This window comes from Yoonia sp. MH D7 (assembly GCF_054439475.1).
This window is the reverse complement of record NZ_JBTJCF010000001.1, coordinates 3,091,637-3,111,519: the sequence shown is the minus strand read 5'-3', so window position 1 is coordinate 3,111,519 and position 19,883 is coordinate 3,091,637. Positions and strand designations below refer to the sequence as shown.

The 19,883-nt window shown below is 53.6% G+C and carries 12 protein-coding genes, 3 tRNA genes and 3 rRNA genes; 7 read left to right on the top strand and 11 right to left on the bottom strand.

All coding sequences use genetic code 11. The features are described 5' to 3' along the window. The first annotated feature begins 54 nt into the window (after window positions 1-54). Genes ACXLHR_RS15485 through ACXLHR_RS15475 form a run of 3 tightly spaced genes read left to right on the top strand, consistent with a single transcriptional unit; the run spans window position 55 to window position 2,623 of the window. Window positions 55-255: a helix-turn-helix domain-containing protein gene (locus tag ACXLHR_RS15485; RefSeq protein WP_458789590.1), complete on the top strand. Its 201-nt coding sequence runs from the start codon at window positions 55-57 to the stop codon at window positions 253-255. Next, a complete protein-coding gene (locus ACXLHR_RS15480) occupies window positions 252-560 on the top strand; it encodes a hypothetical protein (RefSeq protein WP_458792275.1) in 309 nt (102 codons plus the stop codon). Before ACXLHR_RS15485 ends, ACXLHR_RS15480 begins: the two co-directional genes overlap by 4 nt. Further along, complete coding sequence (locus ACXLHR_RS15475) at window positions 557-2,623, top strand: hypothetical protein (protein ID WP_458792274.1); 2,067 nt, start codon at window positions 557-559, stop codon at window positions 2,621-2,623. The genes ACXLHR_RS15480 and ACXLHR_RS15475 overlap by 4 nt, the downstream gene beginning before the upstream one ends. Before the next feature lie 191 nt (window positions 2,624-2,814). On the opposite strand, the gene ACXLHR_RS15470 is transcribed toward ACXLHR_RS15475, so the two are convergent. The 8 genes from ACXLHR_RS15470 to clpB form a co-directional block, all read right to left on the bottom strand. Next, window positions 2,815-4,641 carry an ATP-binding protein gene (locus ACXLHR_RS15470; RefSeq protein ID WP_458792273.1) on the bottom strand — a complete coding sequence of 609 codons (1,827 nt, stop codon included), beginning with the start codon at window positions 4,639-4,641 and terminating at the stop codon, window positions 2,815-2,817. Window positions 4,642-4,945: 304 nt separating this feature from the next. Further along, a tRNA-Met gene (locus ACXLHR_RS15465) sits at window positions 4,946-5,022 on the bottom strand. Window positions 5,023-5,072: 50 nt separating this feature from the next. Then, window positions 5,073-5,187, bottom strand: a 5S ribosomal RNA gene (gene rrf, locus ACXLHR_RS15460). A 137-nt stretch (window positions 5,188-5,324) separates the two neighbouring features. Then, window positions 5,325-8,159 (bottom strand): 23S ribosomal RNA (locus ACXLHR_RS15455). Between the two features lie 441 nt (window positions 8,160-8,600). Continuing rightward, window positions 8,601-8,677, bottom strand: a tRNA-Ile gene (locus tag ACXLHR_RS15450). 4 nt (window positions 8,678-8,681) lie between these two features. Further along, window positions 8,682-8,757 (bottom strand) — tRNA-Ala (locus ACXLHR_RS15445). Between the two features lie 171 nt (window positions 8,758-8,928). Next, window positions 8,929-10,397 (bottom strand): 16S ribosomal RNA (locus tag ACXLHR_RS15440). Together the 16S, 23S and 5S rRNA genes with 3 tRNA genes alongside form the textbook arrangement of a ribosomal RNA operon. Window positions 10,398-11,649: 1,252 nt before the next feature. Then, entirely contained in the window at window positions 11,650-14,262 is a 2,613-nt protein-coding gene (clpB, locus tag ACXLHR_RS15435) for an ATP-dependent chaperone ClpB (protein ID WP_458792272.1), read from the bottom strand. 202 nt (window positions 14,263-14,464) lie between these two features. Between clpB and pyrF the strand changes: the two genes are divergently transcribed. Further along, window positions 14,465-15,160, top strand: a complete 696-nt coding sequence (pyrF, locus tag ACXLHR_RS15430; RefSeq protein ID WP_458792271.1) for an orotidine-5'-phosphate decarboxylase — start codon at window positions 14,465-14,467, stop codon at window positions 15,158-15,160. A gap of 93 nt (window positions 15,161-15,253) precedes the next feature. After that, entirely contained in the window at window positions 15,254-15,442 is a 189-nt protein-coding gene (locus ACXLHR_RS15425; RefSeq protein ID WP_458792270.1) for an orotidine 5'-phosphate decarboxylase, read from the top strand. On the opposite strand, the gene ACXLHR_RS15420 is transcribed toward ACXLHR_RS15425, so the two are convergent. From ACXLHR_RS15420 to ACXLHR_RS15410, 3 genes are read right to left on the bottom strand one after another with little or no spacing between them, the layout of a single operon-like run. After that, on the bottom strand, window positions 15,443-15,715 hold the full coding sequence (locus ACXLHR_RS15420; RefSeq protein ID WP_458792269.1) for an NfeD family protein: 273 nt from the start codon (window positions 15,713-15,715) through the stop codon (window positions 15,443-15,445). It abuts the gene before it with no gap. A 1-nt stretch (window position 15,716) separates the two neighbouring features. Further along, the gene (locus tag ACXLHR_RS15415) at window positions 15,717-16,607 is read right to left on the bottom strand and encodes an SPFH domain-containing protein (RefSeq protein WP_458792268.1); all 891 of its coding nucleotides are present in this window, start codon (window positions 16,605-16,607) and stop codon (window positions 15,717-15,719) included. Window positions 16,608-16,628: 21 nt separating this feature from the next. Then, window positions 16,629-17,054 carry an NUDIX domain-containing protein gene (locus tag ACXLHR_RS15410; protein WP_458792267.1) on the bottom strand — a complete coding sequence of 142 codons (426 nt, stop codon included), beginning with the start codon at window positions 17,052-17,054 and terminating at the stop codon, window positions 16,629-16,631. 52 nt (window positions 17,055-17,106) lie between these two features. On the opposite strand from ACXLHR_RS15410, the gene ACXLHR_RS15405 reads away from it, so the two are divergent. Together ACXLHR_RS15405 and ACXLHR_RS15400 are read left to right on the top strand one after the other, a co-directional pair. Then, window positions 17,107-18,360, top strand: a complete 1,254-nt coding sequence (locus ACXLHR_RS15405) for a DNA polymerase IV (RefSeq protein ID WP_458792266.1) — start codon at window positions 17,107-17,109, stop codon at window positions 18,358-18,360. A gap of 9 nt (window positions 18,361-18,369) precedes the next feature. Further along, complete coding sequence (locus ACXLHR_RS15400) at window positions 18,370-19,878, top strand: ABC-F family ATP-binding cassette domain-containing protein (protein ID WP_458792265.1); 1,509 nt, start codon at window positions 18,370-18,372, stop codon at window positions 19,876-19,878. Window positions 19,879-19,883: the final 5 nt, after the last annotated feature.

Here is a 19,883-nt window from a genome sequence, read left to right as displayed (position 1 = left end):
ATCAAAACATTCACAATAATCTTCATAAACCAACCATAATGGAGATTATTTAACATGGCTAAACTACAAACACCTCACCTGATGACGCCCGACGAAGTTGCGGCATATTTGGGTGTTTCAAAAGAAACGCTGAATGTTTGGCGCTGCACAAAGCGCTACAACCTGCCCTATGTCAAAACGGGGCGCTTGGTGCGCTACCGCCCTGAAGACGTAACGACTTTTGTGACGTCCCGCCTACAGGGGGATTTGTCATGAGCCGCAATTGGACACATATCAAATTTGCCGCTGTGAACGCCGTGTGCTTGCCGCGCTTGCCAAGTCTTGTCGCGCAATGGTTGCCAGAAGGTCGCTTGCTGGGGCATGATTGGGTCGCTTTGAACCCCACCCGCGCAGATCGTCACGCTGGCTCTTTCCGCATCAATGTGGAGAACGGGCTTTGGGCCGATTTTGCAACTGATGACCGTGGCGGCGATCCGATCAGCCTTTACGCATACCTCAACCGCCTGTCACAAGTTGCCGCTGCACGAGAGCTTGCAACATCATTGGGGGTTGCCGCATGACCAATAACTTTGCAACGCTCTCACACCCCAAAGCTGGCAAGCCTGACACCAGCTACATTTACCGCGATCAGGACGGCGAACCCGTCTTGATCGCCAATCGCTTTAACAAGCCGGACGGGGGCAAGTTCTTTGTGCCGTTTGATGTGATCCGCAATGAATGGAAAGCGCCGGAGACACGACCGCTCTACAATCTCGACAAGCTCTTGCAAGCCGATCCGGCGGAACCTGTTGTTTTGGTCGAAGGCGAGAAATGCGCCGACGCTTTAACGGCGCTTGGATACCTTGCCACGACGACCTACGGCGGCTGCAATGCGTTGCGTAAAGCGGACCTGTCTCCCCTATGTAAACGTAATGTAATGTTATGGCCTGATTTTGACGCGCCTAGCTTATCTTACGTAGAAAAAGCCGCGCTTACATTACATAGGGATTTTGAGGCGGTCCCAAAGGTCGTTCCAATCACTGAAACGCTCCTATGTAATGTAATGATAGATAGCGGGGGCAATTTACCCGCCCATTCCCCTATGTACTGTAAAGGCTGGGACGCGGCTGATGCGATTGCTGAGGGCTGGGGCAATGCATTCATTGATCGCCTGTTATCTTACGCTGCTCCGCTGGACGCGGCGAACACGAATACCGCACCAACCGACGCGAACAACACGGCGTCACCAGCGGCATCTGATTTAGCTGATATTGAGGTTTGGAAAACACCGGACGGTGAACCCTATGTAACGCTGCGCTTGGATGGCCATTTTGAGCACTGGCCAATTGCGTCACCGACATTCAAAAAATACCTGTCATTCCAGCACTACCAAGCCACGGAAAAGATGTTGTCGCAATCCGCGCTCGACGATCAGCGCCGGACCTACGAGGGCCAAGCGTTGTTTGGCAGTGACACGCATCCCGTATTCAACCGCATTGGGACTTTGGGCCGTACGCTTTACGTAGACCTCGGCTGCGACGATTGGAAAGCGATCGCGATCAACAGCGAGGGCTGGCAGGTCATTCATCACCCTCCTGCCCGTTTTACCCGCGCAAGATCAATGCAACCACTGCCACACCCTGCCATGAGCGGCGGCGATATCAATTTGTTGCGCCCGTTCCTGAACACCGCCAATGAAGCTGACTTTCAAATGCTGATCGCGTGGCTGATTGGCTGTTTCCATCCTAAAGGCCCGTATCCCATTTTGATCCTGAACGGCGAACAGGGCAGCGCCAAAAGCACAACGGCGCGTGTCCTACGTAATCTTATAGACCCTGCCAATCCAATTGCGCGGAGCGCGCCAAATTCGGAGCAAGATTTGGTCATTGCAGCAAAGCACAATCATGTGCTGGCCTTTGATAATCTCTCGACCATCAAACCAATGATGGCAGACGCCTTTTGCCGGATCGCAACGGGCGGCGGATTTGGAACACGCAAACTACACACGGACGCAGATGAAATGTTGTTCAGCGCCACGCGGCCTTGCTTGCTCAACGGCATTCCAGACTTGGCGGGGCGTCCTGATCTGGCAGATCGCGCCATCGTCGTCACCCTGCCCGTCATCGCGCCAACGGATCGCGCTTTTGAAGGCGAGTTCAACAAAGCCCTAGACGCTGCCATGCCGCGCATCTTGGCGGGTTTACTGGACGCGGTCTCAACGGCGCTGGCCAACCTTGCCTCTGTGCGACTCTCAGAGCGGCCTAGGATGGCCGACTTTGCCAAATGGGTATCTGCAGCCGAACCCGCCCTAGGGTGGACTCAGGGGGCGTTTCTGGAGGCTTACGCGGCAAACAGGGATTCCGGCGACCGTGCAACGGTTGAGGGCAACCCCGTTGGCTTGGCTATTCAAAAGCTGGTGCAAGACGATGTGCGCTGGTCCGGCACAATGACCGAGTTGAAAACCACCCTACGTAATCGTTACCCGCTACTCACCGATGATCCCTACAGCTTCCCCCGCCAAGAGAATAAACTCTCAGCAGCGATCCGCCGGATCATGCCACCCCTACGCCGCATGGGGGTCGAGATCAGCTTTGACCGTCGTGGCGCGTCTGGAGAGCGTATTCTCAGAATAGAAAGAGCGTAATTGATCGTCAGTATCGTCAGCAACCGTCAGCGCTGACGATACTGACGATACTGACGATAGAATCCCAGCCATTACTAGTTGTGGTGGCAACGTACCGCGCCCCATTTTGAGCAGTCGCGCACGAATGTCAGCATTTGCCAGATATTCGATTTTGCGTATCAAGGAAGGCTAAAACCCAGCTCCTGTATGAATTATTCAACCATCTCGATTAGTCGTGACATCCAATTTTCTATTTCTTCTATCGCACCACGTTCTGTGAACCGCTCATAGGTCATATGGGGGAACGCTGAAATCAAACGCGTCTTAGCCTTTGTATCTGAAGGAAGACCATCCAAACCGCTTTTCTCCTTCCACAATGTAGCAAACGCTCGTGGCACAGCTGGATTTTGCTCGTCAGGCATATCGACAACATCGCAGCCAAACCCGAAAGCATCGTGAATAGCTCCGGAATGGAGGTAGCATTCAATTTCGTGTTTTTCAGTAAGTAAAGCCCATGATCCATCGCTACGAGCGTTCACTTTATCTACAGAGGCTTTATACGCGGGCACATCTGCATCGTAAATATGTGCCTCGGGTAAGCCGAGCGCTCCAAGGTAATGATTGTTTACCCAGTGCTTAAGGCTACTTCCTCCAAGAACTACAAACGCAAAGCGTGGGTCACATGTTAGGTCTGGGAAGGCTTGGTTATTCAAATGAACAACACGGCTGATAGCCTTAAATGCCTCGACATCAGTGTAGCCCTCAACACAAATCAGAGCCCTTACACGGTTATCAGGCACAAGGCCAAGGACGCTAGCTACCTCACCAAAAACATCGGCCCCTGAATAAATCGCCGGAGTTTTCTCATTCTCGGTATTTTGAATAAATCGAATGCTGTCCGCTGGTAGTTCTGCGGCTAAACCGGGGCTATGGGTGGTCAATACAACTTGGCAACCCGGCATGGATGCAAGATCACGAAATGCACTAATAAGAACCCGCTGATTGTCAGGATGTTGAGATGTTTCAGGTTCTTCAATCGCATAAATGATGTTTGACTTAATTGAGGTTTTCATCCTGCGCTCAGCTTCAGCCTTAAAGAAGCTGACCAGTATCATTCGGCGAACACCACTCCCCCTCTTGTTTAATGGTATGCCGTTGTTGGTTTCCATCCCAAGTGAGAACAATCCCGCCCACTTTGAGTCTTGAGGTGGATTATACTTCGGACTTAACGATGCCGCGAGCTTAGGATCAATTTCTTTAAGTGCAGCGTGTGTGAGGGCTGCTATCTCTTCAGACTTTGCGCGTACGAGAGCTTCGATCTCTCGAATGTGGTCTGTAGCCTCTGCAATTGCCGCCTTGATAGCGCCTTTAAGCGGATTTTGAACTTCGGCGTCGCTCTCTTTACTCGCACGATCGCTTTGGAATAAAGCAAACATAGGAAGATAGCTATCAACCTTGTCCCAGACCCTTCGCCCGTCCTCTTTACTTTTGGATAGTTCCAATCTCTGGGGCACGCACTTAAGATCTGCCGATTTCCCCCAAATTGCTTTACGCATAGTCGGATTACCTTTGAGTACCGCGTCCGAATCCAGCTCCTTTATCTTTAACTGAAGTTCTTTTTCTTTCAGACTCAGGAGGTTTGAGAAACCTTCGGCCGACGGATGGTTACAAACTAAAAATACTTGTTCTGAAGGTTTTGCTTTTGAGCAATCAAAAACCTTTTCAATTTGGAGATTACCGTTCTCGGCCAACAGATACTCTTCTTCCAATGTAGTATCAGCACCCGCATCAAGGGTGATCTTCTCAGGGAAATCTGAAAACTCGCACAAAATGGAAACCGTTTGGTGAGCGGAGTCGACGCATGCATCTGAATTATCAATTTTTACGATATCATTATTAAAGAAAATTTCGAGTGCTTCGAGCAGCGTTGACTTCCCGATATCGTTTTTACCGATTAGCGTGGTTAGGTTTGAGAATTCAACTCGTGTTCTGTCCCTATAAGCACGGAAGTTTTCTATCTCGAGCGCAACTAACTTCATAATGGAACCTTGCTAACTAAATTGGGCGAAATGATATTTTTAATACGATCAGATTCTTGGGTACTGATTATTTATATTATCTAATCATCATTTTACCCAATCGCCAATGCTCGGCCTCCCCAAGGGGGGATACACTCTGCATCATTCTGCAAATTAATCGGTATGCGAAATAAGACAACCGTGACTTTTCCTCACCGAGGCCGCTGCGTTCCAAACGTAGCACCAGCGTAGCACCGTGTTTTTCTGGAACGCAAAAAGCCACCCGAAGGTGGCGTGTAACGTGTTGATTTTATTGTGGAATTATTGGTTGCGGGAGTAGGATTTGAACCTACGACCTTCAGGTTATGAGCCTGACGAGCTACCGGGCTGCTCCATCCCGCGACAGAGGTATTGTTTTCATCGTAGAGAGATACGTTTTGGCTTCTTATTAGGTGTGGCAATGACTTACTCTCCCACGCCTTAAGACGCAGTACCATCAGCGCAGCGGCACTTAACTGCCGAGTTCGGGATGGGATCGGGTGTTTTGCTCGCGCTATGATCACCACACCAAAAAAGAAGCCAACATCAGAGTGCCGCCCTCCCTTATGCAGGGGAGGACAACGTTGTTCAAGTCAAACACGCTTATGGTGTTGTGTGTGTATGTATCTTTGTTCTAGCAAAAGTAAGTCTTACTTTTACTGGATCAAATCAAGCCTATCGAGCCATTAGTACCAGTCAACTGAACGCCTTACAGCGCTTACATCTCTGGCCTATCGACGAGGTGGTCTACCTCGGCTCTCAGGGATACCTTGTTTTGAAGGGGGCTTCCCGCTTAGATGCCTTCAGCGGTTATCCTGTCCGATCATAGCTACTCTGCACTGCCGCTGGCGCGACAACAGATCCACCAGTGGATCGTTCACCCCGGTCCTCTCGTACTAGGGGCAACTCTTCTCAAGTATCCTACACCCACGGAAGATAGGGACCGAACTGTCTCACGACGTTCTAAACCCAGCTCACGTACCTCTTTAAACGGCGAACAGCCGTACCCTTGGGACCTGCTCCAGCCCCAGGATGAGATGAGCCGACATCGAGGTGCCAAACGGTGCCGTCGATATGGACTCTTGGGCACCATCAGCCTGTTATCCCCAGCGTACCTTTTATCCGTTGAGCGATGGCCCTTCCACTCGGGACCACCGGATCACTATGGCCGTCTTTCGACTCTGCTCGACTTGTCAGTCTCGCAGTCAGGCTGGCTTCTGCCATTGCACTCAACGAGCGATTTCCGACCGCTCTGAGCCAACCTTCGCGCGCCTCCGTTACAATTTAGGAGGCGACCGCCCCAGTCAAACTACCCACCACGCAGGGTCCCGGATCCGGATAACGGACCGCGGTTAGACATCAAACAGAATAAGGGTGGTATCTCAAGGGTGGCTCCACGGAAACTGGCGTTCCCGCTTCAAAGCCTACCACCTATCCTGCACATACTGTGTCTGATGCCAATGCGAAGCTATAGTAAAGGTGCATGGGGTCTTTCCGTCTAACCGCGGGTAACCGGCATCTTGACCGGTAATTCAATTTCGCTGAGTCCACATTTGAGACAGCGGGGAAGTCGTTACGCCATTCGTGCAGGTCGGAACTTACCCGACAAGGAATTTCGCTACCTTAGGACCGTTATAGTTACGGCCGCCGTTTACCTGGGCTTCAATTCGGAGCTTGCACTCCTCCTTTTAACCTTCAGGCACCGGGCAGGCGTCAGACCCTATACGTCGTCTTACGACTTCGCAGAGCCCTGTGTTTTTAGTAAACAGTCGCCACCCCCTGGTTTGTGCCCCCGGCAAACACTTGCGTATCTACCGGGCCTCCTTCTCGCGAACTTACGGAGGTATTTTGCCGAGTTCCTTAAATGTGGTTCTCTCAAGCGCCTTGGTATTCTCTACCTATCCACCTGTGTCGGTTTAGGGTACGATCTTATAGGAGGGCTATTTCCAGGAACCCCTTGGCAGCCCATTCAATCCAATAAGGATGAACTACTTCCGGGATCCGTCACCACTCCATGGCCCAGGAATATTAACCTGGTTCCCATCGACTACGCCTTTCGGCCTCGCCTTAGGGGTCGGCTCACCCTGCTCAGATTAGCTTTAAGCAGGAACCCTTGGATTTTCGGCGAGGGAGTCTCTCACTCCCTTTGTCGCTACTCATGTCATCATTCTCACTAGTGATCTCTCCACCGGATCCCTCACAGGCCGGCTTCACAGAAAGCTCCTTGCGTCCAACACCTTCCGAAGAAGGCTAAAGACGCATGGAACTATGTCACACTACGCTCTGCTACCATGCAATAAATTGCATCCTAGACTTCGGCTCATGGCTTGAGCCCCGTTACATCTTCGCCGCAGGACAACTTATTTAGACCAGTGAGCTGTTACGCTATCTTTAAAGGATGGCTGCTTCTAAGCCAACCTCCTGGTTGTTTTGGTCGTCCCACCTGCTTTCCCACTTAGCCATGAATTAGGGGCCTTAGTCGTAGGTCAGGGTTGTTTCCCTCTCCACAACGGACGTTAGCACCCGCTGTGTGTCTGCCGGATATTACTCCTCGGTATTCGGAGTTTGATTAGGATCAGTAAGGCTGTGGGCCCCCATTACCCATTCAGTGCTCTACCCCCGAGGGTATTCGTCCGACGCTCTACCTAAATAGATTTCGCAGAGAACCAGCTATCTCCGAGTTTGATTGGCCTTTCACCCCTAGGCACACCTCATCCCGACCTTTTTCAACAGGTGTGGGTTCGGACCTCCAGTAAGTGTTACCTTACCTTCATCCTGGACATGCCTAGATCACTCGGTTTCGGGTCTGATCCCACAAACTCATTCGCCCTATTAAGACTCGCTTTCGCTGCGCCTACACCTAACGGCTTAAGCTTGCTTGTGAGACCAAGTCGATGACCCATTATACAAAAGGTACGCTGTCAGGTCTCATGGACCCTCCAACTGTTTGTAGGCGTTCGGTTTCAGGAACTGTTTCACTCCCCTCGTCGGGGTGCTTTTCACCTTTCCCTCACGGTACTGGTTCGCTATCGGTCAGTAAGGAGTACTTAGCCTTCGAAGGTGGTCCTCCGATGTTCAGACAGAATTTCACGTGTTCCGCCCTACTTAATACGTCCAATCATGCTTCATATACGGGGCTGTCACCCACTATGGCTGTGCTTTCCAACACATTCTATTCACACTCATGGCTCGGCTGGTCCCCGTTCGCTCGCCGCTACTAGGGGAGTATCTATTGATTTCCTTTCCTCCGGGTACTTAGATGTTTCAGTTCCCCGGGTTTGCTTTTTTAACCCTATGTATTCAGGTTAAAAATACCTAGTTTACCAAGTTATTAAGTGCAGCGAGCTGCAATAATAACAAAGTATTAGGTGGGTTGCCCCATTCAGAAATCCATGGATCAAAGCTTATTCTCAGCTCCCCATGGCTTATCGCAGAGTATCACGTCTTTCATCGCCTCTTACTGCCAAGGCATCCACCAAACGCCCTTTTCGCGCTTGATTTGATCCAGAAAAAGTCAGACTTCTTCTGCGGGTCCTCCCTTTTGTACGTAAAAGGACCCATTAATCAAAAATGCATACATTGTATTGACGGCCACTGGTTCAGTATCCGTCAATATTCGAATGAGATTACTCTCATTCCGGTTAGTGTACTTGACTTGAACAAAATAGATTTTCAAAGGATCATTGGGGTCCATGCGGATCCCTCCCCAGATCTGGCTAACTCCTAACGCGGAGCGCCTCTATTCTGATGTTGTATCTCTCTTTACGATGTCACTTGATCCGAAGATCAAAACGTCCAATTGGACGGCAAAGCAGCGATGCTGCTTAACGGTCAAATTGTATGCTTTTTGTTTTTCTGTTCTACCTGAAGACGCGTTGTAGGGCTCTCGGTGATTGCGACGCATTCACCTGCCACCCGTCGCCGTTTGCAAACAAACGTCGTGGTGGGTCGAGGAGGACTTGAACCTCCGACCTCACGCTTATCAGGCGTGCGCTCTAACCACCTGAGCTACCGACCCAACTTGGTGGAGCGTATCGGGATCGAACCGATGACCCCCTGCTTGCAAAGCAGGTGCTCTCCCAGCTGAGCTAACGCCCCATTAGGTTATGTTCCATTTGGTGGGAACAAAGACTGAAGAGATATGAGGACGGCCTGGCTCTAGGTCACATCGAAGGAAAACGATGTGCCTGATTTGGTCTGCTTTGTTTGCAGACACTGCTAAGTGTTTCACGAGTAAGAACAAGTTCAAACTGCTAGAAACATCCTTAGAAAGGAGGTGATCCAGCCGCAGGTTCCCCTACGGCTACCTTGTTACGACTTCACCCCAGTTGCTGAGCCTACCGTGGTCCGCTGCCTCCTGCAAGCAGGTTAGCGCACGGCCGTCGGGTAGATCCAACTCCCATGGTGTGACGGGCGGTGTGTACAAGGCCCGGGAACGTATTCACCGCGTCATGCTGTTACGCGATTACTAGCGATTCCGACTTCATGGGGTCGAGTTGCAGACCCCAATCCGAACTGAGACATCTTTTAGGGATTAACCCATTGTTGATGCCATTGTAGCACGTGTGTAGCCCAACCCGTAAGGGCCATGAGGACTTGACGTCATCCACACCTTCCTCCCGCTTATCACGGGCAGTTTCTCTAGAGTGCCCAGCTTAACCTGCTGGCAACTAAAGATGTGGGTTGCGCTCGTTGCCGGACTTAACCGAACATCTCACGACACGAGCTGACGACAGCCATGCAGCACCTGTCACTTGGTCTCTTACGAGAAAACTAGATCTCTCTAGCGGTCCAAGGATGTCAAGGGTTGGTAAGGTTCTGCGCGTTGCTTCGAATTAAACCACATGCTCCACCGCTTGTGCGGGCCCCCGTCAATTCCTTTGAGTTTTAATCTTGCGACCGTACTCCCCAGGCGGAATGCTTAATCCGTTAGGTGTGTCACCGAGTTGCAAGCAACCCGACGACTGGCATTCATCGTTTACGGTGTGGACTACCAGGGTATCTAATCCTGTTTGCTCCCCACACTTTCGTACCTCAGCGTCAGTATCGAGCCAGTGAGCCGCCTTCGCCACTGGTGTTCCTCCAAATATCTACGAATTTCACCTCTACACTTGGAATTCCACTCACCTCTCTCGAACTCTAGACTAACAGTTTAGGAGGCAGTTCCAGGGTTGAGCCCTGGGATTTCACCCCCTACTTGCTAATCCGCCTACGTACGCTTTACGCCCAGTAATTCCGAACAACGCTAACCCCCTCCGTATTACCGCGGCTGCTGGCACGGAGTTAGCCGGGGTTTCTTTACCAGATACTGTCATTATCATCTCTGGCGAAAGAGCTTTACGATCCTAAGACCTTCGTCACTCACGCGGCATGGCTAGATCAGGCTTGCGCCCATTGTCTAAGATTCCCCACTGCTGCCTCCCGTAGGAGTCTGGGCCGTGTCTCAGTCCCAGTGTTGCTGATCATCCTCTCAAACCAGCTAAAGATCGTAGACTTGGTAGGCCATTACCCCACCAACTATCTAATCTTACGCGGGCTAATCCTTCTCCGATAAATCTTTCCCCCGAAGGGCGTATATGGTATTACCCCCAGTTTCCCGAGACTATTCCATAGAGAAGGGTATATTCCCACGCGTTACTAACCCGTCCGCCGCTCCTACCCGAAGGTAAGCGCTCGACTTGCATGTGTTAGGCCTGCCGCCAGCGTTCGTTCTGAGCCAGGATCAAACTCTCAAGTTGAAAGCAACTTACGTTGCTGTCCTTGACGTTCGAACCTCTGCACATCCACCACATGATCTTACTGAAATCACATGGCGTCTTAATTCTGTTTGATGTACTTTCAGTTAACAAAGTTAACCAAGAGCCATACAAACAGTGAAGCTGACACTACATCATCGGACCTAAATCCTAGTAGCGTTGATATACAGACGTCTGATCCATCGAACTGAACCAAACCGCCCACATATCTCTTCAGATATATCAATTTCAAAAAGCGTGGAGACAAAAACTAACAAGATGCGCTAATTACTCAGCGCGCCCCGCCAACAGTATCTCCAAATATCGTCTCGCGTCTCGCTAGCAGTTCAGTCCCAAAGCTTCCCGTTTCCAGTCCCGCTTCCGTTCCGTCCCGCCCGTCTGGCGCCCCGTGTCTGACTGTGTGTCTCTCCGGTAAGGGGGGTTCTAAGGTTAGTAATCATTACCCGCAACCCCTAAATTGATCTAATGTGAAGTTTTTAAGACAAACCCGTTTTTCCTCATGATTTAGCATAGTTAGGGCAGTTTCCGATCTACAACCTTAGGTCAAAACGCAACTCTTCTAGGTGTCGACCACACCCACACCACTACATCTAGACTTACCCACAGGACACCCTTGTGAGCCCTACAATGAATCACTGCGGTTCGCTCCGATTCCAGGACATTCGATACCCAAACAGCCCCGAATATCCCTGGCAAAAGCCACGCAATCGCGATTCTTCACGAACACGAATCTGAAATAGCACAAATTAGGAATCCTCCCCTCTAAAAGGCCCCCCCTCATCACCTGTCAGCTTCGGCACCTCAATAATCGACGGAATCACCAACACACACAGCTCGACAGAGTGCCCAAACACGATCCAAATTTTCTGTGTATATATATAGTATAGATCAGAGCCTCGAATTTTTGACAAAGCTCGCCTGACACACTCAACTGTACAGTAGTGCTGACTACCGCGCCGCCTAACACCGCCCGCATCACGCTCTGCACTAACTGCGAAGACATTTTCGTCTTTCGCGACTGTAGCGAGACCCACCGCATCCGCAATTTAAATGTCATAGAACTACGGCTCTACATCACAGATGCCCGCATTCCATACGACGCGTATAAGCCTACTGAAAACGTAACCCACCAAACCCGTCCTTGATGCGACGAAATCCTTGAACACATCGATCCTATTAATAAATGACGGGCCACATCATCCCTGACGCGGCCCGTTTAGTTGTCTCGCAGCGCTTAATGCACGACCGCCGCCTCGGGCTTTGGCCTATTAGACGCCGACACCCGATCACCTACAATCAACCCGTCAGGTCCGGCATCAACACACACCACAGCGCCGTCCATCACCTCACCAGCCAGAATCATCTCGGCCAACGGGTCTTGCACCGCACGCTGGATCACCCGCTTCAGCGGACGCGCGCCGAACACAGGGTCATAGCCTTCATCGGCAAGCCACTTCAGCGCGCCTTCAGACATATCAAGCGTGATCTCGCGACCCGCCAAACGCTTGTCCAATAGACCAAGCTGAATTGTCACAATCCCCGACATGTCTTCACGGGCCAAACGGTCAAAGATAACAGTCTCGTCCAATCGGTTCAGGAACTCAGGACGGAAATGCGCCCGCACCGCGTCCATGACATCCCGCTTGGCATCCGCGACATCGGCACCATCGGGCAAGTTGCTCAATGCCTGCGCACCCAAGTTCGACGTCAGAATAATCAACGTCTGCTTAAAGCTCACGGTGCGACCCTGACCATCAGTCAAAATGCCGTCATCCAAAACCTGCAACAGCACGTTGAACACATCAGGATGCGCCTTCTCGACTTCATCGAACAAGACAACCTGATACGGACGACGACGCACAGCTTCCGTCAAAACACCGCCCTCGTCATAACCGACATACCCCGGAGGCGCACCAATCAGACGCGACACCGCGTGCTTCTCCATGAACTCCGACATATCAATCCGCACCATCGCACTGTCATCATCAAACAGATACTCTGCCACAGCTTTGGTTAACTCGGTCTTACCGACACCCGTTGGCCCAAGGAACAAGAACGAGCCAAGCGGCCTATTCTCATCATTCAAACCCGCACGCGCACGGCGCACCGCATTCGACACAGCCTTGACCGCCGCACGTTGACCGATCACGCGCTTGCCCAACTCGTCTTCCATGCGCAGCAACTTATCGCGCTCGCCTTCCAACATCTTGGACGTGGGCACACCTGTCCAACGCTCGACAACCTGCGCAATCTGCTCAGGGCGCACCGCCTCTTCAACCATCAGATCCGACGCATTCTCTGCCTCGCCGACCTTGCGCTCCAATTCGGGGATCACACCATAGGACAATTCGCCAGCCTTGGCCAAATTGCCCTCGCGCTTTGCAATCTCCAATTCCGCACGTGCACGGTCCAACTTCTCTTTCAGCTCACGCGAACCTTCCAACTTGTCACGCTCGGCCTGCCACTTGGCGGTCATCTCGGCGGCCCGCTCCATCAAGTTCGCCAGTTCTTCTTCCAGCTTACCCAAACGGGTCTTGGATGCCGCATCATCCTCTTTCTTCAATGCTTCCGCTTCAATCTGCAACTGCAAGATATTGCGATCCAGCGCATCCAACTCCTCGGGCTTGCTGTCCACTTCCATCCGCAACCGCGACGCCGCTTCATCCATCAAATCGATGGCCTTATCGGGCAAAAACCGATCCGTGATATAACGGTGCGACAGCGTCGCCGCCGCCACCAAGGCGCTGTCGGAAATCCGCACACCGTGGTGCATCTCGTATTTGTCTTTAATACCACGCAGAATACTGATCGTGTCCGATACCGTCGGCTCCTCGACAACAATCGGCTGGAAACGACGGGCCAATGCCGCGTCCTTCTCAACATACTTGCGGTATTCATCCAACGTGGTCGCACCAATACAATGCAACTCTCCCCGCGCCAGCGCAGGTTTAATCAAGTTGGCGGCATCCATCGCACCATCTGCCTTACCCGCACCAACAAGCGTATGCATTTCGTCAATAAACAAAATGATCTCGCCAGCCGCATCCTCGATCTCTTTTAGAACCGCCTTCAAGCGCTCCTCAAACTCGCCACGATACTTGGCACCCGCAATCAAGGCACCCATATCCAGCGCCATCAGCTTTTTATTGCGTAGGCTCTCAGGCACATCACCATTGATAATGCGCAACGCCAAACCTTCGGCAATTGCTGTCTTACCAACACCCGGCTCACCAATCAGCACAGGGTTGTTCTTTGTGCGACGCGACAAAACCTGCATCGCACGACGAATTTCCTCGTCACGACCAATAATCGGGTCAATCTTGCCCTGCTCGGCAGCCTCGGTCAGATCACGCGCATACTTTGCCAAGGCATCATAGCCGTCCTCAGCACTCGCACTATCCGCTGTGCGACCTTTGCGAATATCATTGATCGCGGCGTTCAACCCTTGGGCCGTCACCTTACCACTATCCAACGCATCCTTCGCCTTGGACTTCACCATCGCCAGCGCCATCAACAGACGTTCAACAGGGACAAAACTGTCGCCCGCCTTCTGCGCCAACTGCTCCGCCTCAGCCATAACCTTGCCAGTCGCCGAATCCATATAGACCTGACCCGCATCTCCGCCGACCTTGGCAATCTTACCAACCGCCAAATCAATCGCCAAACGGACCGCAGGGGCGTCACCGCCGCCACGCGTAATCAGATTAGCAGCCAACCCTTGATCATCATCCATCAAAGCTTTTAGCAAATGCTCGGGCATCAATCGCTGATGGCTCTCGCGCATTGCAATCGTCTGGGCCGCTTGCACAAATCCACGCGACCGCTCTGTAAATTTATCTAAATTCATCTTGTCTCTCCTATAAAGCACCCGTTGATGGACATGCCCGCAGTGCGGCGCACACCCTTTTGGGCCTCACAATAAATATGGGTAGCACCCGCCACCCTTGCAAGATCCCCACCACACTCCGATTGCGGATTTTACGCTTTCACACCAGTTGCACCGCATGATTTCGCAGGCTAAACCGCTCAAAATCATAATGGAGAGCCAGATGTCTGATGACCGCCTGATCGTTGCCCTTGATGTGCCAAATGTTGTCGCCGGCATGGACCTTGCCAGCAAACTCGGCGACGCCGTCAGTTTCTACAAAATCGGGCTTGGCATGTTGACGGGCGGCGGCTTTGCCCTCGCCAATGAACTCAAAGGCGAGCACGGCAAGAAAATCTTCCTCGACATGAAGCTCTTCGACATTAGCGCGACCGTCGAAGCCGCGGTGCGCGGCATTTCCCAATTCGACATCGATATGCTCACCGTCCACGGCGACCCGCATGTCGTTGCAGCGGCACGCAACGGGGCCAAAGACTCCAACATGAAAATCCTCGCGGTGACAATCCTCACATCGCTGGACCGCAACGACCTCGACGGCTCACTGATCAAAGCAGGCGACATCACCGACCTCGTGCAAGAACGCGCCGGCCGCGCCTTTGACGCAGGGGCCGACGGCGTCATCGCCTCCCCTCAGGAAGCAGCGCTCATTCGCGCCCTCCCCGAAGCAGCCGGCAAACTCATCGTGACCCCCGGCGTGCGCCCTGTAGGCACCGCTCTGGGCGATCAAAAACGGGTCGCAACTCCTGCACAAGCGATCAAAGACGGGGCTGACCACCTCGTTGTGGGCCGCCCGATCTGGCAGGCCAAAGACCCGCGCGCCGCAGCCCTTGCCATCACCGCAGAGCTCGCGTCCGCATAGCAAAAAATTGCGGCCACCAGTCGCCGGATCAACCATTCAGAAACTTTTTTCCTTCATCAGCGTTAGTATAGTAACGCGATGAGGGGAAAGCCCATGTTTATCAACGATCTTCGCTACAACGCGCAGTCCGGCGTCTTTCAAGCCAGCGTTGAACTCCGCCGCGACGGACACCTGTTCCGTTACCCCTGCGAATTGCGCGGACCACAATCACTGGACGCCGCGACAATTGCTGCAGGTCTGGCAAAACACGCACTGCACATGTCTGATGCAGCGCGCGCCTGATCAATCGTTGATATCGCGGTCCCAAATTTTGACCGATCCGGTTTTCAACCCGAACACACGACGCATCCCCAGATAGGCCACCAACGACAGGATCGCGAACACCAATAACGTCAACGGCAATCCGCCAAGCGGCACATGCAGCACCTGCAACACACCAACTGCAAAAGCACCAATCGCAAACCCCAGAAAAATATATCCGGGCACCAGCACCTCAAGCGTGGCGAGCAACACAGCCCCCGACATCCAAACCCACCATTGGTCCCAAAGGATCATATCACTTGCCCCTCAACATCTTGAACGCATCCCCGAAAGCGTCCAGCGCATTTGCAGGCAAAACAATGGTCTGTGTGCCAGCCGACGACCCCAGTTTGTTCAGCGCCTCAACCTGCTTCAACGCCACCTGATACTGCGCCGCCTCCAAACCATTCTCGGCAATCGCCGCCGCGACAGCACGCGTCGCATAAGCTTCCGCATCGGCAGAAACGCGACGCCCCTTGGCCGCCTGCTCTGCGGCATACAACTCAGCATCCGCATTCAACTCGACCGCGCGCTTTGTGCCCTCGGCCTCCGTCACCTGCGCGCGACGCGCACGCTCCGCATTCAACTGCTGCAACATCGCATTGCGCGTCGCCTGATCCAGATTTACATCCAAAATCTCGGCGCGGGTCACTTCAATACCCCAATCATCCACCTGCTGCGCCACCTGATCACGCACAGCCTCAATCAAACGCGACCGGTTCGCCTGCACCTGATCCAGCTCCATCCGACCAATCTCCGAACGAACGATCCCCGCCACAGTTGTCGATATCGCCGCATCCACATCCCTGATCCGGTAAACCGTCTTTTCAGGCTCGATAATGCGATAAAACACCGAAGTTTCGACCTGAACCAACACGTTATCCGACGTGATCGCATCTTGTGACATCGCAGGCAACTGACGCTCCAACACCGAAACCTTGTGACGAACGCGGTCTAAAAACGGCACGATAAAGTTGATCCCTGGTCCCAAAACCGCCCGCAACCGCCCCAGCCGCTCGACAATAAACTTCTCGCTCTGCGGCACAATCCGCACACCGGCCATGATGCAAATGACAATAAACACCGCCAGCACCAAAAACAAAATACCTTGCCCGCCGCCGCTCATAAGAACCTGATCCAAAAACATATCTCCTGTTAAACCTGTTATCTAAATACCCAGATCAGCGCCGCTTTTCAACGCATCATACGCCAGCCAGTCGCGCACACGCTGCGGAAAAAACGGCACCACATCCGTCAAAGCAAAAAACGCTTCCAAATCGACCAACCGCCACCCCTGACCCTCATCACCAAACACAATCTCGCGCTCCGCCCCGACAGGCAAAACCGCCACAAAAAACCAGTTTCGCTCATACTTCCTGCGCCACACAAGCGACGCATCAGGCACCACCAGCCCGACTTCCTCCATCACCTCACGGCGCATCGTCTGCAAAGGCGTCTCGCCCGCCTCGCGCCCACCCCCCGGAAAATCCCATAGATTCGGGAACGGGATATGCGCAAAATCATCTCGCAAAGTAATTAACAATTCGCCACCAATAAACAGCGCCGCTTTCGCGCCTGTAAAATCATCATCCATGCCGCCACCTTAACCGTTGTAGCCACCCCTCGCGCCCCTTATCTTCACCCCCATGCCGATACTCTGCAAAGATTGCTTAACCACGTTTGAAAGTGGAACCCGCTGCCCGTCATGCCGCAGCCCACGCAAGATATCGCACCCCGAACTTTTCACGCTCACCATCGCACACATGGACTGCGACGCCTTCTATGCCAGCGTCGAAAAACGCGACAACCCTGCACTCGCGGACAAACCCCTCATCATCGGCGGCGGCCATCGCGGCGTGGTCTCAACCGCCTGCTATGTGGCACGGATCAAAGGCGTGAAATCCGCGATGCCAATGTTCCAAGCCCTCAAACTCTGCCCCGAAGCAGTGGTCGTAAAACCACGCATGGACGCCTACGTCGAAGCATCCCGCGCCATCCGCGCCATGATGGACGAACTCACGCCAATCGTCGAACCCCTCTCGCTGGACGAGGCTTTCATGGACCTCACAGGCACGCAAAAACTCCACGGCGCACCACCCGCCGTGATGCTGGCAAAACTCATCAAACGCATGAAGTCCGAACTTAGTCTCACCGGCTCCATCGGCCTCTCCCACAACAAATTCCTCGCCAAAGTGGCCTCCGATCTCGACAAGCCCCGCGGCTTCTCGGTCATCGGCAAGGCGGAAACGACCGAATTCCTGCGCCCCAAACCCGTCCGGCTGATCTGGGGCATCGGCCCCGTCGCCCAAGACAGCATGTCAGCCGCAGGCATCCGCACATTCGACGACCTGCTGCGCTGGGACCGGCGCGATTTACATGATCGTTTTGGTGCTACAGGCGAACGGCTCTACGCGCTGGCACGCGGCGAAGATGGACGTAAAATCTCTGCCAACGCCCCCGTGAAAGGCATCTCGAACGAGACCACTTTCAACACCGACACCAGCGACCCCGACATCCTCGACGGCCATATCTGGCGCCTGTCCGAGAAAATATCCGACCGCGCAAAAGCCCGCGACATGGCAGGCCGCGTCGTCACCCTCAAACTCAAAACCGCCACCTTCAAATCCCTGACCCGCCGCCAATCCCTGCACCACCCCACCCAACTCGCCGACACCATCTACCGCACCGCCCGCAGCCTGTTTGACCAAGCAGGCGACAAAGGGCCATTCCGCCTCATTGGCGTCGGTATTAGCGATCTAGGCAGCGCCGAAAACGCCGACCGCACCCACGACCTATTAGACCCTAACGCAGGGAAAAGAGCCCAAGCCGAAGCCGCTGCCGACAAAATCCGTGCCAAATTCGGCAAAGACGCCATCATCAAAGGACGCGCGCTGCGCTGAAGGAAACCCATGAGCCTGATCAACATCCAAAACCTATCCGTCACCCTTGGCGATCCCCTCTTCTTCGACCTGACACTCACCCTCTCAAAAGGTGATAGATTGGGCCTCGTCGCCGCCAATGGACGCGGCAAAACCACACTCCTGTCCTGCATCGCCAACACCTTCGAGCCAACAAGTGGCGACATTACCCGCGCACGCGGCCTGCGTGTGGCCCTCGTCGCGCAATACGTCCCAGAGACCGACCTCTCCCTCACGCTCTACGACAAAGTGCTCTCAGCCCTGCCCCCCGAACAAGTCGACTTTGAGGGCTGGCGGGTCGATGTCGTCCTCGACGAACTTGCCGTGCCCTATGACCTTCAACAGACTCTATTACGGGAACTTTCAGGCGGCTGGCAACGCACCGCCATGCTCGCCGCCGCTTGGATTACCCAGCCCGACGTGCTGCTGCTGGATGAGCCGACAAACCACCTCGATCTGCATAGAATTGCCTTATTAGAGTCTTGGTTAGGCAACCTGCCACGTGATGTCGCCGTCATTATGACCAGCCACGACCGCGCCTTTCTCGACGCCACCACCAACCGCACCCTATTCCTGCGTGAAACCAGCAGCCGCGATTTCGCCACCCCCTTCAGCCACGCGCGCCTCGCCCTCGACGAGGCAGATGCCGCCGATGAACGCCGCTTTGCCAACGACCTGAACAAGGCCAGCCAGCTGCGCAAACAAGCCGCCAAACTCAAAAACATCGGCATCAACTCTGGCTCTGATTTGCTGATTACCAAAACCAAACAACTCAACGAACGCGCCGCCAAGATCGAGTCTGCCGCCAAACCCGCGCACCGCGAAAAAGGCGCAGGCGAAATCAAACTCGGCAACTCCGGCACCCACGCAAAAGCCCTGCTCACCTTTGACGACATCGCGGTCAACACGCCCGACAACCGCTGGCTCTACAACACCGGCCCCAAATGGATCACCCCCGGCGACCGCATCGTCCTGCTCGGCGCAAACGGCACTGGCAAAACCCAACTGGTCGAAATGGTGCACCGCGCCCTGACCCTACAAGACAGCCCCGTGAAATGCGCGCCTTCCGTCAGCCTGGGCTACTCTGACCAACACCTCAGCCAACTCACCCCCACCGATACCCCGATGCAAACCATCGACAGCTTCGGACTGGGCGATCAAAAAGCACGCGGCCTCCTCGCCGCCGCAGGCGTCACAATCCAAATGCAAGACACCCCCTTGGGCAAACTTTCAGGCGGCCAGAAAGCGCGGCTCGCGATGCTGCTCCTGCGCTTACAACACCCGAACTTCTACCTGCTTGATGAGCCGACAAACCACCTCGACATCGAAGGGCAAGAAGCACTGGAAGAAGAACTGACACGCCATGACGCCGCCTGCCTACTGGTCAGCCACGACCGCAGCTTTGTCCGCAATGTCGGCAATCGTTTCTGGTGGATCGACAGACGGCGACTGGTCGAAGTCGAGGACCCCGAACACTTCTTTGCAGCACAGATGGGTTAAAACCC